The sequence below is a fragment of the Arthrobacter sp. B0427-1-12 genome, assembly GCF_059092905.1.
Map to the genome: position 1 here is coordinate 33,110 of NZ_JBNHIC010000025.1, position 16,382 is coordinate 49,491.

A 16,382-nucleotide genomic window follows, 5' to 3' on the forward strand; every position below is an offset into this window, starting at 1 on the left:
CCCTAATTCCTAACTGTCCTGCGCCTATTTGCCCAACAGCGTCCGTGCCTCGGCGACCAGCGTGATGGATCCGGTGACCAGCACCCCGCCGGCCAGGTCATTGTTCTCTTCGGCCCGCGCCACGGCCCACTCGATGGCGTTGTCCAGCCTCGGCTCAGTGAAGACATTCTCCTCCGTGAAGCCCGCCGCCATGGCGTCCTCGGCCAGGTCCTCCGCCGGGATCGCCCGCGGCGAACCGGACTGGGTGACGCAGATCTCCTCCGCCAGTTCGCCCAGTTCTTCGCGCAGCACCTCGAGGATGCCGGAAGCGTCCTTCTCCTGCAGCACGCCCACCACGAGCACGAGCTTGCTCAAGTGGAAGGCCTCCTTGATTGCCCGGGCCGTGGCACGGATGCCGTCGGGATTGTGCGCCGCATCAACCAGGATGGTGGGCGCGGTACGCACCGTTTCCAGCCGCCCGGGCGAAGTGACGTTCCGGAAGGCCTCCCGCAGGACGTCGGCGTCCAGTTCCTTGGTCCCGCCGCCGAAGAACGCTTCCAGGGCCGCGACCGCCACGGCAGCGTTCTGTGCCTGGTGCTCGCCGTGCAGCGGCAGCAGCAGGTCCTCGTACCGGCCGGCCAGGCCCTGGATGGTCAGCAGCTGGCCGCCGACGGCCAGCGTCCTTTCCTCGACACCGAATTCGACGCCCTGGAACCGGAACGGCACGCCCACCTGGCGGGCCTTCTCCAGCAGCACCTGGGCGGCGTCGACGGGCTGGGCGGCGCTGACCAGGAAGCCGCCCTCCTTGATGATCCCGGCCTTCTCCAGCGCGATCTCCCCCGGGGTTTCCCCCAGCAGATCGGTGTGGTCCAGGGAGATCGGCGTGACGACGGCGACCTGCCCGTCGGCGACATTCGTGGCGTCGGTGATGCCGCCCAGGCCCACCTCGATGACCGCCACATCCACCGGTTCGTCGGCGAAGACGGCGAAACCCAGGATGGTGACCGCCTCGAAGTACGTCAGCCGGGGTTCCCCCGCAGCCTCCAGCTCGCCGTCGACCATCAGCAGGTAGGGGCGGATCTCGTCCCAGATCCGCACGAACGTTTCATCGCTGACCGGCTCGCCGTCAATGCAGATGCGTTCGGTCACCTTGGACAGGTGCGGACTGGTGTACCGGCCGGTGCGCAGCCCGTGGGCGCGCAGGCCGGCCTCGATCATCCGTGCGGTCGAGGTCTTGCCGTTGGTGCCGGTGATGTGGATGACCGGGTAGGCCTTGTTCGGCTCCCCCAGGATTTCCATCGCCCGGAACAGCGGAGCCATGCGCGGCTCCATCTTGTTCTCCGGCGCCCGGCCCAGCAGCTCAGCGTAGACGCTCTCCACGGAGAACGACGCATCGCTCAGGCCGCTCATCGCTTCTCCACCGTGACTGCGAATTCCTCGCCCGCGCCGTCGGCCGTCAGCACCAGGTCGTCGGTAAGGGTTTCGGCACGGACCAGGTCCGCGTTGGCTTCCAAGGCGGCAACCGCTTCGGCGGAAGCGGACACGGTCGTTCGGATCCGGTCGCTGATGTGCAGATCCGCGTCGCGGCGCGCCTGCTGGATGGCGCGGATAGCATCGCGCGCCACGCCCTCGGCCGCCAGTTCCGCGGAGACTTCGGTGTCGAGCACCACAAAGCCGCCTCCCGGCAGAACGCTGACAGCACGGGCTGCTCCGCCGCCGTCGTTCGCCACCACCGTCTCCAGTGTGTATTCCTGCGGCTCCAGCGCCAGGCCGCCGGCGGTAACGTTTCCGGCGTCGTCCACGGACCAGTCCCCGGATTTGGAGGCCTTGATGGCCGTCTGCACATTCTTGCCCAGGCGCGGGCCCGCTGCGCGGGCATTCACCACCAGTTTCTGGCTGATACCGAACTCCTCCGGCTCCGCAGCCGCCGCATCCACCAGGCGGACGCTCTTGATGTTCAGTTCATCGGCGATGATCGCCTGGAAATTGCCGGACAATTTGTCCGCACCGGGTGCGACGACGGTCAGCTCCTGCAGCGGCAGGCGCACCCTCAGGTTCGCGCCCTTGCGCAGGCTGGAACCGACCGAGCAGATGGTGCGGGTGCGGTCCATCTGCTCGACCAGTTCGGGCAGCGCCGGGAAGGCGTCCGCGTCCGGCCAGTCCGACAGGTGGACGGAACGGCCGCCGGTTAGGCCGCGCCAGATCTCCTCGCTCACCATCGGCAGCAGCGGCGCGGCCACCCGGCACACGGTCTCCAGCGCCGTGTAGAGCACGTCGAAGGCGGACTCGTCCTCGTCGAAGAAGCGCTGGCGGCTGCGCCGCACGAACCAGTTCGTGAGCATGTCCAGGTAGTTGCGCAGCGCATCACAGGCGCCGCTGACATCGAAGCTGTCCAGCGAGGCGGTGACGCTGCGGACCAGGTCCCCGGTGTTGGCCAGCAGGTAGTTGTCCAGCGGTTCCTCGGCGGTGAACCGCTGCTTCGCCTCGTAGCCGGCTCCGCCGTTGGCGGCGTTCGTGTAGAGGCTGAAGAAGTGCCACACGTTCCACAGCGGCAGGATGACCTGGCGGACGCCGTCGCGGATGCCCTGTTCGGTGACGACCAGGTTGCCGCCGCGCAGGATCGGCGAGGACATCAGGAACCAGCGCATGGCGTCAGAGCCGTCCCGGTCCAGCACCTCGGACACGTCCGGGTAGTTGCGCAGGCTCTTGGACATCTTCTGGCCGTCGGAGCCCAGCACAATGCCGTGGCTGATGACGTTGCGGAAGGCGGGCCGGTCGAACAGCGCGGTGGCCAGAACATGCAGGGTGTAGAACCAGCCGCGGGTCTGGCCGATGTACTCCACGATGAAGTCGCCCGGGTTATGACTCTCAAACCACCCCTGATTCTCCATCGGGTAATGCACCTGCGCATACGGCATGGACCCGGAGTCAAACCACACGTCCAGCACGTCCGGGACGCGGCGCATGGTGGACTTGCCGGTCGGATCGTCCGGATTGGGCCGGGTCAGCTCGTCGATGAACGGGCGGTGCAGGTCCGGCTGGCCCTCGTGGTTGAGCGGGAGCCGGCCGAAGTCCGCCTCCAGTTCCGCCAGCGAACCGTAGACATCCGTGCGCGGGTAGTTGGGGTCGTCGGACTGCCACACCGGGATGGGGCTGCCCCAGTAGCGGTTGCGGCTGATGGACCAGTCGCGGGCGTTTTCCAGCCACTTACCGAACTGGCCGTCCTTGACGTTGCCGGGGATCCAGTTGATCTGCTGGTTCAGTTCGACCATCCGGTCCTTGATCTTGGTCACCTCGACGAACCAGGAGGAGACGGCGCGGTAGATCAGCGGGTTGCGGCAGCGCCAGCAGTGCGGGTAGGAGTGCTCGTAGCTGGCCTGGCGCACCAGCCGGCCGGCCGCCTTGAGCGCCTGGGTGATCGGCTTGTTGGCCTCGAAGACCTGCAGGCCGGCGATGGCCGCCAGCGGCCCCTCGGCGAAGAAGGGCAGGAACTTGGCGCCCTCGTCGACGGACAGGTTGACGGGGATGCCGTACTGCTCGCAGACCTTCTGGTCGTCCTCGCCGTAGGCGGGAGCCTGGTGCACAATGCCGGTGCCGTCAGTGGTTGTGACATAGTCGGCCACCAGGAGCTGCCAGGCGTTTTCGGTGCCCCACTTTTCGGCGTCGGCAAAGTAGTCCCACAGCCGCTGGTAGCGGATGCCTTCCAGTTCCTTGCCGGTGTAGGTGCCGACGACGCCGGCCTTCGCCTCCTCCGCGGATGTGTAGCCCAGGTCCTTGGCGTGGGAGCCGACCAGCTCCTCGGCGATCAGGTACCGGGTCGCGGCGCGGTCCTCGACGCCGTGCAGCGCGTCCTGGGGGCCCGCCTGGACCACGGCGTAGCTGATGTCGGGTCCGACGGCGAGCGCCGAGTTGGTGGGCAGGGTCCAGGGCGTGGTGGTCCAGGCCAGGGCGTTGACGCCGGCCAGCTCCCGGCTGAGGTCGCTGTCCCCGGCCAGCAGCGGGAAGGTGACCGTGACGGTCTGGTCCTGGCGGTTCTTGTAGACGTCGTCATCCATGCGCAGCTCATGGTTGGACAGCGGCGTCTCGTCCTTCCAGCAATACGGCAGCACGCGGTAGCCGCTGTAGGTCAGGCCCTTCTCGTATAGGGTCTTGAAGGCCCAGAGCACGGACTCCATGTACTCGATGTTGAGCGTCTTGTAGTCGTTCTCGAAGTCCACCCAGCGGGCTTGGCGGGTGACGTAGGTCTTCCACTCTTCGGTGTACTTGAGCACGGAGGAACGGCAGGCGTCGTTGAACTTGTCGATGCCCATGGCCTCGATGTGGGCCTTGTCGCTCATGCCCAGTTGCTTCATGGCTTCCAGTTCGGCGGGCAGGCCGTGCGTGTCCCAGCCGAAGCGGCGCTCGACCCGGCGTCCGCGCTGGGTCTGGTAGCGGGCCACCAGATCCTTGACGTAGCCGGTGAGCAGGTGTCCGTAATGCGGCAGGCCGTTGGCAAAGGGCGGGCCGTCGTAGAAGACGAATTCGTTGGAGCCGTTGTCGCCGGCGGAACGCTGGTCGATGCTGGCCTGGAAAGTGCCGTCCGCGTCCCAGTACTTCAGGACGCGCTCTTCGATTTCCGGGAAACGGGGCGAGGCGGAAGAGCCCGCTGCGGAGGAGGCTGCGGTCGTGGCCTTGGGATAGATCTGGGGCATGTTCGTCATCCTGTAAGAAACGCGTATAACAATCCGGGATTGCAGGATGCGAGGGCGTGTTCCTGTTGTACGGCTTCCCAGCCGCTCCGCGGAACCCGCGGTACCACCTCACTTGCCGCCGTCGCCGCCGGTCCGCAGCGGAACAGGTTCCGCCAAGACCGGGCAGCGCAGCTGCCGCTCATTGACTGCTGTGACGGGCGTACCCGTCCGGTTCTACTGGGCGGCACATGTGCCGGGCCTGCGTCTGCAGCGCGCCGCTGTTCTTCCGGAAGCTCGCCGGTGATGGCCGGGTCAAAGCTGCTTCCCTCAGTTTATGGGACAGTCAACCAGGTTGTCGAAACCGACGGCGGCACCAGGCTACTGCGTGCTGCGGATGAGCTTGTGCGGCGCGGCCTGCGCCACGGGCTTCACCACGATCTGGTCCAGGTTCACGTGGTGGGGAAGGTTGAGAGAGTAGGCGATCACATCGGCGATGTCCTCGGCCCGGAGCGGCTTTTCCACCCCCGCGTACACCCTGTCCGCAGCCGCCTGGTCTCCACCCAGACGGTTGAGGGAGAACTCCTCGGTGTGGACCATGCCCGGAGCGACCTCGATGACGCGCACATTGTGCTCGGCTTCCTCCAGGCGCAACGTAGCCGCCATGGCCCGCTCGGCATGCTTGGCGGCAACATACCCGCCGCCGCCCTCATACGGAACCAGGCCGGCAATCGAGGTCAGGAAGAGCACGCTGCCCTCGCCGTTGCCGCGCAGGGCAGGAAGGAAGCCCTGCGTCACCCGCAGCGCACCGAGGACGTTGACCTGGTACATCCAGTCCCAGTCCTCGAATTTTCCGTCAAGCACGGAATCGACGCCGAAGGCCCCGCCGGCGTTATTGACCAGGGCATCGATCCCCCCGCCGGCCAGCACCTCGCGTACGAGGTTGTCCACCGACGCCTGGTCGGTCACGTCGGCCGCGATGGCGCGGGCCCCGGTTTCCGCGGTGAGCGCCTCAAGCCGGTCGGCCCGGCGCGCCACAGCGGTCACGTCCCAGCCGGAGGTCCGCAGCGCCCGCACAGTGGCCGCGCCGATTCCTGAACTTGCTCCTGTTACTACTGCGCGCTTGGTCATGGGGCTCACAATACTGAGCCTGGGAGGCTAAGCCGAACCGGTGAGGTAATTGAGTAACACAACGGCGTGGTTGATGGCGGGGTCCTTCGCCGCATATACCAAGGTGACCGTCTCCTGGCTCTCGCCCAGCTCCACAAGCTGCTGGACGGCGTCGTTCCCGTCGAGTTCCTGCTCATAGTCGGCGGTGAAGCGTTCGAAGCGTTCAGGCTTGTGGTCGAACGCCTTCCTCAGGTCCGGTGAGGGCGCAACGTCCTTCAGCCACAGGTCCAGCGCCGCGTCCTCCTTGGCCAGGCCGCGCGGCCAGAGCCGGTCCACCAGGACCCGGCAACCGTCGTCGTTCGCTGGCGGGTCATAGACCCGCTTGATCCGGAAATGGCCCATACCGGGCAGTCTAGTCCTGTTGCATGAAAGAATGAGCCCCATGGCTGAACAGAACCCGGGCACAGACACGCCCGCTTCCGAATCCGTGACCGTTTCCGTGCCCGAAAAGCCGGCGCTTGAGGGACTCGAGGCTGCCCTCACCCGGCGCTGGCGCCAGGACGGCACCTACAAGTTCAACCCGAAGACGACCCGGTCCGAGGTCTACTCCATCGACACTCCCCCGCCGACGGCTTCCGGCTCGCTCCACGTCGGCCACATGTTCTCCTACACGCAGACCGACGTGCTGGCCCGCTACCAGCGGATGAGCGGCAAGAATGTGTTCTATCCGATGGGCTGGGATGACAACGGCCTGCCCACCGAACGCCGTGTGCAGAACTACTTCGGCGTCCGCTGCGATCCCTCCCTGCCTTACAACCCGGACTACCGCCCGCCGGCCACGCCGGCGAAGAACGAGCGCGACTTCGACCAGGTTTCCCGCCGCAACTTCATTGAACTGTGCGAGGAACTGGCTGTCGAGGATGAGAAGGTCTTCGAGGACCTGTTCAGCACCCTGGGCCTGTCGGTCGACTGGGACCTGACCTACCGCACCATCGACAGCACCTCGCGGGCCGTGAGCCAGCGCGCCTTCCTGGCGAACCTGGCCGCCGGGGACGCCTACATGTCCGAGGCCCCGACCCTCTGGGACGTCACCTTCCGCACCGCCGTCGCCCAGGCTGAACTCGAGGACCGCGAGCGTCCGGGCGCCTACCACCGCATCAGCTTCCACCGGCATGACGGCCGCAAGGTCTTCATCGAAACTACCCGGCCCGAACTGCTGGCAGCGTGCGTGGCCCTGGTGGCCCATCCCGACGACGAGCGCTATCAGCCGCTGTTCGGCCAGACCGTCACCTCACCGCTGTACGGCGTGGAGGTCCCAGTCATGGCCCATCCGCTGGCCAAGCCGGACAAGGGTACGGGCATCGCCATGATCTGTACCTTCGGCGACCTGACCGACGTGACCTGGTGGCGTGAACTGAACCTGCCGACCCGGGCGATCGTGGGCCGCGACGGCCGGATCATCGGCGAAACACCGGAATGGATCCAGGGCGCCGCGGCCGCCGAAAACTACGCGGCGATTGCCGGCAAGACCGTCTTCAGCGCCAAGGAAGCGGTCGTGGAACTGCTGCGCGCCAGCGGCGAACTGGACGGCGAGCCCAAACCGATCGTGCACCCGGTGAACTTCTACGAGAAGGGCGACAAGCCGCTCGAGGTCGTCACCAGCCGGCAGTGGTACATCCGCAACGGCGGCCGGGACACGGACCGCCGGGAGCGCCTGGTGTCCCGCGGCCGGGACATCGATTTCCACCCGGCGTTCATGCGGTCCCGCTACGAGAACTGGGTCGAGGGGCTCAACGGCGACTGGCTGATCTCCCGCCAGCGGTTCTTCGGCGTGCCGATTCCGGTCTGGTACCCGATCGATGCCTCCGGGAACCCGGACTACGACAACCCCATCCTGCCCTCCGACGGGATGCTGCCGGTCGACCCCGCGGGCGAACCCGCACCGGGCTTCGAGGAATCCCAGCGCAACCAGCCCGGCGGCTTCACCGGCGATCCGGATGTCCTGGATACATGGGCAACCTCCTCGCTCACCCCGCAGATCGTCGGCGGCTGGGGCCGCGACGAGGAACTCTTCGGCAAGGTCTTCCCGTTCGATCTGCGCCCGCAGGGGCACGACATCATCCGGACCTGGCTGTTCTCCTCGGTGGTCCGCGGCGATGCCCTCCAGAAGACGGCGCCGTGGAACCACGCCGCGATTTCCGGCTGGATCCTGGACCCGGACCGCAAGAAGATGTCCAAGTCCAAGGGCAACGTGGTCGTCCCGACCGATGTCCTGAACGAATACGGCTCCGATGCCGTGCGCTACTGGGCGGCCTCCGCCAAGCTGGGCGCGGACACCGCCTACGAAATCGGCCAGATGAAGATCGGCCGGCGTCTGGCCATCAAGCTGCTCAATGCGTCGAAGTTTGTACTGAACCTCGGGGCCACCGCGGATTCGGTGCTCACGGCCGCCAATGCAACAGTGGTCACCAATCCCCTGGATCTGGCCCTGCTCGCACAGCTTGCCGAGGTGGTCGAACAGTCCACCAAGGCCTTCGAAGGCTATGACTACGCCCGGGCCCTGCAGATCACCGAAAGCTTTTTCTGGTCGTTCACCGATGACTATGTCGAGCTGATCAAGGACCGCGCCTACGGCGCCGCCGGCGAGGCCGAGCAGGCCTCCGTCCTGGCCGCCCTGGCCACCACCCTCGACGCGCTGCTGCGGCTCTTCGCCCCGTTCCTGCCCTTCGCCACCGAGGAGGTCTGGAGCTGGTGGCGTGCCGGTTCCGTCCACCGGGCGCAGTGGCCGACGGCGGCGGTCCTGGCCCCGGTGGCTGCCGGCGCCGATACCGCCATGCTCGCTTCCGTGGGCCAGGCACTCGGCGGCATCCGCAAGGCCAAGTCCGAGGCCAAGGTCAAGCAGCGCACGGAGGTCCTGACCGCGACCATCAATGCTCCCGCCGACGTGCTCCAGCAGCTGAAGGCCGGCCTGGGCGACCTGAAGGCCGCCGGCAATGCCAGGGAACTGAATCTGGTCGAAGCCGACGGCGAGCTCACTGTCACCGCCGTTGAGCTGGCCGCGCCGGAGGAACCGGCCAAGGCCTAGCCTGCAGGTTCTGCCGCACCTCCCCGGCTGCGCCGGTCCGGAGCCGTTGCTCCGGACCGGCGCGGCTCCAGGCGGGCGCAGCAGTGGGGCCCGTCCGGGTCGGGGACCACCAAATGCGCCGAATCGCCGGAGCCTTCAACCGCACCCTGCAGCAACCCGGCATTCAAAGCACAGACAACCTCCGAATGGTTGCGGGAAAGACGGTGGAACGGGCAGTTGCCCAGCATGTAGCCGCCGTCTTCGCGCGGTATGGGTTCGTACCCGTTCGCCTCCAGCGCGGCAATCAGATCTTCCGCTTCCTGCCCCAGCGTGACGCCAGCGTCGTGCGCCAGGCGCTCCATGGCCGCCTGCACGTTACCGCCGGTCCGCATGGTTTCCTCGATGGCTGCCGCCATGAGTTCGGCGGCCAGATCGTAGCGCCGCTGGGGAACCGAAACGGCAATCTCGCTCTCGGACGGGCGGTACAGCTTGGACGGCCTCCCCGAGCCCGGGCCCTTCCTGCCGCCCAGTTTACGGAACTCCACCGCCAGCAGGCCCTCCTGGACCAGCTTGTCCAGGTGGAATGACGCGGTACTGCGGGGCATGCCAAGCGCAGCCGCCGCATCATCCCGGCTCACCGCTGCCTCGCTCCTGCGCACAAAGGCGTATAGGGTGCGCCGCGCAGGATCGTCCAGGCTGCGCACGGCGGAAATCGCCCGCCGCCTCGGAATGCTCATCGCATCGACCCATCTCTAAAAACAAAGACCATTGCTTAAAGTATCCCACGCTTCTAAAATCAAACTTACAAGATTTTAGAAAGGGTGAGGGAAATGTCAACCTTCTCACAACGGATTCCGCAGCGCCTGATGCACCGCACGCATGGCGGTACGGCGGCTGCATCACCGACCCTGCAGGCCTACCACCTGCTGCGAACAGTCTTTGTCGTCGCTCCGATCCTTTTCGGATTGGACAAGTTCACGAACCTGCTGACGGACTGGACCCAGTACCTGGCGCCGCTGGCCACCCAGATTGTGCCGATTCAGCCCCAGACCTTCATGTACATTGTCGGTGCGGTTGAGATCATTGCCGGCCTGTTGGTGCTGGTGAGGCCGAAATGGGGTGCATTGGTCGTAGCCCTTTGGCTGGCCGGCATCATCACCAACTTCCTGGTCCTGGGCAGCTTCTTCGATGTAGCGCTGCGCGACTTCGGCCTGCTCGTGGCGGCACTGGCACTGTTCCGGCTGGCCACCGCCTATGGCCCGCGGCGGCGGAACGCGGCCGATTGAGGAGAAACAAACCGGCTGAGGCAGAAGGATTAAAAAGGGGAAGCCCCTTCAGCGTATTGCCGTTGGAGGGGCTTCGACTTTTCGATCCAGGTGTGACGATCCTGGGTCTATCGCGAACTCCTCAGATCTTCAGGTCTTCCTGTCGCGTCACCGACTGGTGCAAGTGGACGAATCCACTTCTAATCTCTGAATCTTTGGTGTTCGTTTGCGCATTCCTTACGGAATGCGTATATCTATTGTTGCTCCCGCACCGCGGACATACAAGGGGTCGGCGCAGGAAATTTTCATTCCGCGCCGGCCCCTTGCGGCACCGCTCACTGCGGGCCGTGAAAACTAGTCGAACTGCGGGCTTGACGTCCGGGAACGCTTGAGCTCGAAGAATTCGGGGAACTCCGCCAGGGCCAGCGCGCCGTCGAAAATCCGGCCGGCGTCCTCTCCGCGCGGAATACGCGTCAGCACCGGGCCGAAGAAAGCGGTGCCGTTGAATGCGACAACGGGAGTTCCGACGTCGTCCCCCACCTTGTCGATGGCCTGCTGGTGGGAGGCACGCAGCTGGGCATCATACTCCGTGCCCGTGGCGTAGCCGGCCAGCTCCGCCGGCAAGCCGACCTCATCGAGTGCCTCCTTGATGACCAGGTCGAGATCCTCGTAACCGCCTGGGTGGATGCGGTTGCCCATGGCATCGTAGAGCTTCTTCACGAACTGCGGACCGTGCAGTTCACTGGCCGCGATGATGACCCGTACCGGACCCCAGGCGCGGTCCATCAGTGCGCGGTAATCCTCCGGCAGGTCCCGCCCTTCATTCAGGACCGACAGGCTCATGACGTGCCAGTCCACGGAAATATCCCGCACCTGCTCGACCTCGCCGATCCAGCGGGAGGTAATCCAGGCGAAAGGACACACCGGATCGAACCAGAAGTCCGCCTTACCCTGTACGGAACCTGTTTGCGTCATAGTTCTGTTTCCTTTCAATCGCGCCGCGGGCAGCTGGGGCTACTGCCCCGCATAGGTGTCACGGCCCTGCTTATGGTTGATCACCACAGCGCCGAACATCTTGTCCTGCCACGCCTGGTACCAGCCGGACGTGCTGTCGAACAGCGGGGACAGGAGAAAGAGGATGTTGCCGATGCCGGCTGTCACCACGCCGACGACATACACAACCAGGAAGCGCAGGAAAATCTTCCCCCAGCCGAGCGGCTGGCCGGTCTCTGCGGACACCAGGCGCAGGCCGAAGATGGCGTAGCCGATCGACTTCCCTTTGACAGCCAGCCACCACCAGAAAAAGATGCCGACGGCGATCGACAGTACGGCCGCGATGCCGAAGGACAAGAAGGCTGCGCCTAACAGTTCGGCCGCCTGGCTGTCCGTCAGCTGGTTGCTCGATGTGGTGGCCACGGACGCAATCGCGCTGAACATCGGAATCATGGACAGGACAACGACGAGCGTTGCGGGCACCGAGAGGATCACCCACTCGACGAGCTGAGCGCCGATCTGCGTTCCGGCACCGGTGGGGGCCGCGCCCTGGAGCGCAGGATGATAGGCCGGGCCGCCTGCGTAGTTCACATAGCCGGGCTGGGCGTACTGGTTCTGGCCGTACTGCTGCTGGCCGTACCGCTGGCCGGGACGCTGCTGTGCTTCGTCGTTCCCGCGCGGGTTGCCGGAGCCGGGCGGATGTGGATAGTCGGACATACGGATCCTTCCAATGCAACGAAACCTGCAGGCCCATCAAGCATCAACCATCGCCGGACGCAGGCCGTGCGCGGGCGGACGAACTATGTGCCTTCCGGGCAGCGTCGCAGCCGGCGGCGGATTCGGATATCAGGCGGACTTGTTGCGGCGTTTGGCCACTACATCGTGGGAGATCAGCGTCGGTTCGGCCAGCTTGTTGACCACATCAGCACTGATGACTACGGCGGCGATGTCTTCGCGGCTGGGCAGATCGAACATCACCGGAAGCAGTACTTCCTCCAGGATGGCCCTCAATCCGCGGGCGCCGGTGCCGCGCTCGAGCGCCTGGTCGGCGATCGCTTCCAGCGCGTCCTTGTCGAAGGACAACTCGACGCCGTCCAGCCGGAACATCTTCTGGTACTGCTTGATCAGGGCGTTCTTCGGCTCGGTCAGGATCTGGATCAGCGCGGAGCGGTCGAGGTTGGACACGGTCGTGATGACCGGAAGGCGGCCGATGAATTCGGGGATCAGGCCGAACTTGAGCAGGTCTTCCGGCATGACGTCACCGTAGCTGCTCTCCTCCTTCTTCAGGGCACTGAGCGGAGCGCCGAAACCGATGCCCTTCTTGCCGGAGCGGGAGCCAATGATCTCCTCCAGCCCGGCAAACGCGCCGGCTACGATGAACAGCACGTTCGTCGTGTCGATCTGGATGAATTCCTGGTGCGGGTGCTTGCGCCCACCTTGGGGGGGAACGGAAGCGACGGTTCCTTCGAGGATCTTCAGCAGCGCCTGCTGGACGCCTTCACCGGAAACATCGCGGGTAATCGACGGGTTCTCGCTCTTGCGCGAAATCTTGTCGATCTCGTCAATGTAGATGATGCCCTGCTCAGCCTTCTTGACGTCGTAGTCCGCGGCCTGGATGAGCTTCAGCAGGATATTCTCGACGTCCTCGCCGACATAGCCGGCTTCCGTAAGAGCCGTGGCATCAGCGACCGCGAACGGAACGTTGAGGCGCCGGGCAAGGGTCTGTGCCAGATAGGTCTTTCCACAGCCGGTTGGGCCGATGAGGAGGATGTTCGACTTGGCAATCTCCACATCCTCGCTGCCGCCGTCGGAGAGGGTTCCCGACTTCGGTGCGTGGCCGGCCTGGATCCGCTTGTAGTGGTTGTAGACGGCAACTGCGAGGGACCGCTTGGCTGGTTCCTGCCCGATGACATATTCCTGCAGGAAGTCGAAGATCTCCCGCGGCTTGGGTAGCTCGAAGCTGCCAAGGTCCGCGACCTCGGAGAGTTCCTCTTCGATGATCTCGTTGCACAGGTCGATGCACTCGTCGCAAATATAGACCCCGGGGCCCGCGATCAGCTTGCGCACCTGCTTCTGGCTTTTGCCACAGAAAGAGCACTTGAGCAGGTCCGTGCTCTCACCTATGCGAGCCATGAGCGAAACCCCTAACTGGTTGTTGCATTTCGTAGTGGAACCGCGCCCCGGACAACCACAGCGGATTCGACTATTTCTACTGTAGGTCAGTTTTTGCCGAGGAACAGCAACCTGCGCCCCGCAGGCCAAGGATTACGTAACGGGACTACGCAACCGCGGGGCGCAGCGGTCCAACAGCAAACTGATGCTAGACCGTTACCCTACCAGCTAACTCTTGATGGCCGGCGTCTTGATCTTGCGCGGTGAAAGAACCTCGTCGATCAGGCCGTAGGCCTTGGCGTCCTCTGCGGTCAGGATCTTGTCCCGTTCGATGTCCGTGTTGATCTGGGCTGCTGTGCGTCCCGAGTGCTTGGCCAGCGTGTCCTCCAGCCAGGTCCGCATGCGCATGACCTCGTCTGCCTGGATAGCCAGGTCGGTGGCCTGGCCGCGGTCGCCGCCGGCCAGTGCCGGCTGGTGGATCAGGACGCGCGCGTTGGGCAGCGCAACCCGCTTGCCGGGCGCTCCTGCGGCCAGCAGCACCGCGGCCGCGCTGGCGGCCTGGCCCAGGCAAACCGTCTGGATCTCCGGACGGATGTACTGCATCGTGTCGTAGATCGCAGTCATCGCGGTGAAGGAGCCACCCGGGGAGTTGATGTAGATCGTGATGTCGCGGTCGGGATCGGTGGACTCCAGAACCAGCAGCTGCGCCATGACGTCGTCGGCCGAGGCATCATCGACCTGGACACCCAGGAAGATGATCCGGTCTTCAAACAGCTTGGTGTAGGGATCCTGCCGCTTGAAGCCATACGGGGTACGCTCTTCGAACTGCGGGAGCACGTAACGGCTGGAGGGCATGTTCGCAGCGAGGCTGCCGGCGGTGGAACCGAAATTGTAGTTCATTTCACTAACTCCTGATGGAAATCTGTGGCTATGCGTTCTTGCTGGAGTTCTGCGTTCCGCCGCCGCCGGACACCGAGCCCGCGTGTGCCGAGATCTTGTCAAAGAACCCGTACTCCAGCCCTTCCTCTGCGGTGAACCACTTGTCGCGGTCGTTGTCCTTGAGGATCTTGTCCACGGTTTGTCCGGTCTGCTGCGCAGTCAGTTCCGCCATGACCTGCTTCATGTGCAGGATCAGCTCCGCCTGGATACGGATATCCGAGGCGGTGCCGCCGATGCCGCCGGAGGGCTGGTGCATCAGGATGCGGGCGTGCGGGGTTGCATAGCGCTTGCCCTTGGTGCCGGAGGAGAGCAGGAACTGTCCCATCGACGCGGCCAGGCCGGTTGCCACAGTCACCACATCGTTCGGGATGAACTGCATCGTGTCATAAATGGCCATGCCGGCCGTCACGGATCCGCCCGGAGAGTTGATGTAGAGGTAGATATCCTTTTCCGGGTCCTCAGCGGAGAGCAGCAGCAGCTGGGAACAAATCGCGTTGGCGTTCTCATCACGCACCTCGGAGCCGAGCCAAATGATCCGCTCCTTGAGCAGCCGGTTGTAGATGTAGTCATCCCGGCTGGCGGCTTCCACAGTCGCCATCATTGGAGTGGCAGGTTCGTTTGACATTGAATGACCTCTCGCTCTGGCCCGGCGCGCCCACGCGAACCGCCCGGCCGTTTATCTCTCCTTGGACACTAACCCGATCCCGTCCGCTTTTGCTCCCCTTTCGGGGCCTGTTCGCTGACGGCGCACCAGCGGGGGCGCAGGATGCAGCAAAGGCCGCCAGCACTGTGCTGACGGCCTTTGCCCATGCTCATGGCTAGGACTTGGCTGCGGCCTCGTCCTCGGCGCCTTCGGCCTGGGCCGCCTCAGCCTGGGCTTCTTCAGGCTGGGTCTCTTCGCCCTGGGCCGCTTCGGCGGTTTCCCCGGCGGGAGCTTCCTCTTCGCCGCCCGGACGGACGAAGTCGCTCAGGTCGACCTCGCTGCCGTTGGTGTCGGTCACCTTGGCCAGCTCCAGCACCTTGGCCAGCGCCTTGCGGCGGCGGACCTCGGAAACCATCATCGGCACCTGGCCGCTCTGGTCGAGGATCTGGGCGAACTGGTTCGGATCCATGCCGTACTGGCTGGCGGTGGACACGATGTAGTCGATCAGCTCGTTCTGGCTGACACCGATCTCTTCCTTGTCGGCAACGGCGTCGAGGATGATCTCGTTCTTGAAGGCCCGCTTGGTGTTTTCGCGCACCTCTTCACGGTGTTCCTCAGTGTCGTGCTCGCCCTCGCCGTGGCTGTTGGCCGGGTTGAAGTGCTGTTCCAGCTGCTCTTCGACCACGGAGTCGGGGACGGGAACCTCGATCAGTTCCACCAGCTTGTCCAGGACCTTGTCGCGGGCCTCGACGCCCTGCTCGACAACCTTGGACTCGGCAACCTTCTTCGCCAGGTCCTCGCGGAGTTCGGCGATGGTGTCGAACTCGCTGGCCAGCTGGGCGAAATCGTCATCCGCCACGGGCAGCTCGCGCTCCTTGACGGCGGTAACGACGACCGTGACCTGGGCGTCTTCGCCGGCGTGCTCGCCGCCGGCGAGCTTGGTCTCGAAAATGGCCGATTCCTCGGCGCTCAGGCCGGTGACGGCTTCGTCGAGGCCTTCGAGCATGGTGCCTGCGCCGACCTGGTAGGAAAGGCCGGTTGCGGAATCCACCTCTTCGTCGCCGATCTTGGCGCTCATGTCCATGGTGATGAAGTCCTGGTCCGCGGCGGGACGATCGACGGTCTTCAGCGTGCCGAAGCGGCCGCGCAGGTCGTCAAGGGCCTTGTCCACGTCGGCGTCGGAGCCCTCCGAGGCTTCGACAGTGACCTCGAGGCCGGAGTAGTCGGGCAGCTCGATCTCGGGACGGATATCCAGTTCGGCGCTGAAGACGAGCTGGCCGTCGGTCGCGGCCGGATCCGGAACCTCGGTGATTTCGACCTCGGGGCGGCTCAGCGGGCGGATGCCGGCTTCCTGGACGGCGGACTGGAAGAAGCCGTTCAGTCCTTCGTTGATGGCAGTCTCGATAACGTATCCGCGTCCGACGCGCTGATCGATGATCCTGCTGGGAACTTTGCCCTTGCGGAACCCTGGAACCTGCACCTGGGAAGCAATCGTCTTGTAAGCCTCATCGATACCTGGCTTCAGTTCCTCGAAGGGAACCTCGACGTTGAGCTTCACCCTCGTCGGGGTGAGGTTTTCGACAGCGCTCTTCACAGCGTAGTACTCCTGA

General features: G+C 65.0%; 13 protein-coding genes. 2 read left to right on the top strand and 11 right to left on the bottom strand.

The features are described from left to right. Positions 1-24 precede the first annotated feature (24 nt). The 4 genes from AC5RWU_RS15100 to AC5RWU_RS15115 all read right to left on the bottom strand — a co-directional run bounded on the left by AC5RWU_RS15100 (position 25) and on the right by AC5RWU_RS15115 (position 6,158). Positions 25-1,389 carry a bifunctional folylpolyglutamate synthase/dihydrofolate synthase gene (locus AC5RWU_RS15100; RefSeq protein WP_494032276.1) on the bottom strand — a complete coding sequence of 455 codons (1,365 nt, stop codon included), beginning with the start codon at positions 1,387-1,389 and terminating at the stop codon, positions 25-27. After that, on the bottom strand, positions 1,386-4,679 hold the full coding sequence (ileS, locus tag AC5RWU_RS15105; RefSeq protein ID WP_494032275.1) for an isoleucine--tRNA ligase: 3,294 nt from the start codon (positions 4,677-4,679) through the stop codon (positions 1,386-1,388). Before ileS ends, AC5RWU_RS15100 begins: the two co-directional genes overlap by 4 nt. Positions 4,680-5,027: 348 nt before the next feature. Further along, the gene (locus tag AC5RWU_RS15110) at positions 5,028-5,777 is read right to left on the bottom strand and encodes an SDR family oxidoreductase (RefSeq protein WP_494032274.1); all 750 of its coding nucleotides are present in this window, start codon (positions 5,775-5,777) and stop codon (positions 5,028-5,030) included. A gap of 27 nt (positions 5,778-5,804) precedes the next feature. Further along, entirely contained in the window at positions 5,805-6,158 is a 354-nt protein-coding gene (locus AC5RWU_RS15115; protein ID WP_494032273.1) for a DUF488 domain-containing protein, read from the bottom strand. Between the two features lie 40 nt (positions 6,159-6,198). Between AC5RWU_RS15115 and valS the strand changes: the two genes are divergently transcribed. After that, complete coding sequence (valS, locus tag AC5RWU_RS15120; protein WP_494032272.1) at positions 6,199-8,841, top strand: valine--tRNA ligase; 2,643 nt, start codon at positions 6,199-6,201, stop codon at positions 8,839-8,841. Here the strand turns inward: valS and AC5RWU_RS15125 are convergent. Beyond that, entirely contained in the window at positions 8,838-9,557 is a 720-nt protein-coding gene (locus tag AC5RWU_RS15125; protein WP_494037051.1) for a helix-turn-helix transcriptional regulator, read from the bottom strand. The genes valS and AC5RWU_RS15125 overlap by 4 nt on opposite strands. A gap of 93 nt (positions 9,558-9,650) precedes the next feature. Here AC5RWU_RS15125 and AC5RWU_RS15130 point away from each other — a divergent pair, with 93 nt between their 5' ends. After that, on the top strand, positions 9,651-10,106 hold the full coding sequence (locus AC5RWU_RS15130) for a DoxX family membrane protein (protein ID WP_494032640.1): 456 nt from the start codon (positions 9,651-9,653) through the stop codon (positions 10,104-10,106). Positions 10,107-10,439: 333 nt separating this feature from the next. On the opposite strand, the gene AC5RWU_RS15135 is transcribed toward AC5RWU_RS15130, so the two are convergent. The 6 genes from AC5RWU_RS15135 to tig all read right to left on the bottom strand — a co-directional run bounded on the left by AC5RWU_RS15135 (position 10,440) and on the right by tig (position 16,366). Next, positions 10,440-11,060: a mycothiol-dependent nitroreductase Rv2466c family protein gene (locus AC5RWU_RS15135; RefSeq protein WP_494032639.1), complete on the bottom strand. Its 621-nt coding sequence runs from the start codon at positions 11,058-11,060 to the stop codon at positions 10,440-10,442. A gap of 39 nt (positions 11,061-11,099) precedes the next feature. Further along, positions 11,100-11,795 carry an RDD family protein gene (locus tag AC5RWU_RS15140; protein ID WP_494032638.1) on the bottom strand — a complete coding sequence of 232 codons (696 nt, stop codon included), beginning with the start codon at positions 11,793-11,795 and terminating at the stop codon, positions 11,100-11,102. Positions 11,796-11,924: 129 nt separating this feature from the next. Next, the gene (gene clpX / locus AC5RWU_RS15145; protein WP_494032637.1) at positions 11,925-13,211 is read right to left on the bottom strand and encodes an ATP-dependent Clp protease ATP-binding subunit ClpX; all 1,287 of its coding nucleotides are present in this window, start codon (positions 13,209-13,211) and stop codon (positions 11,925-11,927) included. A gap of 207 nt (positions 13,212-13,418) precedes the next feature. Then, positions 13,419-14,090, bottom strand: coding sequence for an ATP-dependent Clp protease proteolytic subunit (locus tag AC5RWU_RS15150; protein ID WP_494032636.1), 672 nt, complete (start codon positions 14,088-14,090; stop codon positions 13,419-13,421). 28 nt (positions 14,091-14,118) lie between these two features. Then, on the bottom strand, positions 14,119-14,727 hold the full coding sequence (locus tag AC5RWU_RS15155) for an ATP-dependent Clp protease proteolytic subunit (protein WP_494032643.1): 609 nt from the start codon (positions 14,725-14,727) through the stop codon (positions 14,119-14,121). A gap of 220 nt (positions 14,728-14,947) precedes the next feature. Next, the gene (tig, locus tag AC5RWU_RS15160; RefSeq protein WP_494032635.1) at positions 14,948-16,366 is read right to left on the bottom strand and encodes a trigger factor; all 1,419 of its coding nucleotides are present in this window, start codon (positions 16,364-16,366) and stop codon (positions 14,948-14,950) included. Between the last annotated feature and the right edge of the window lie 16 nt (positions 16,367-16,382).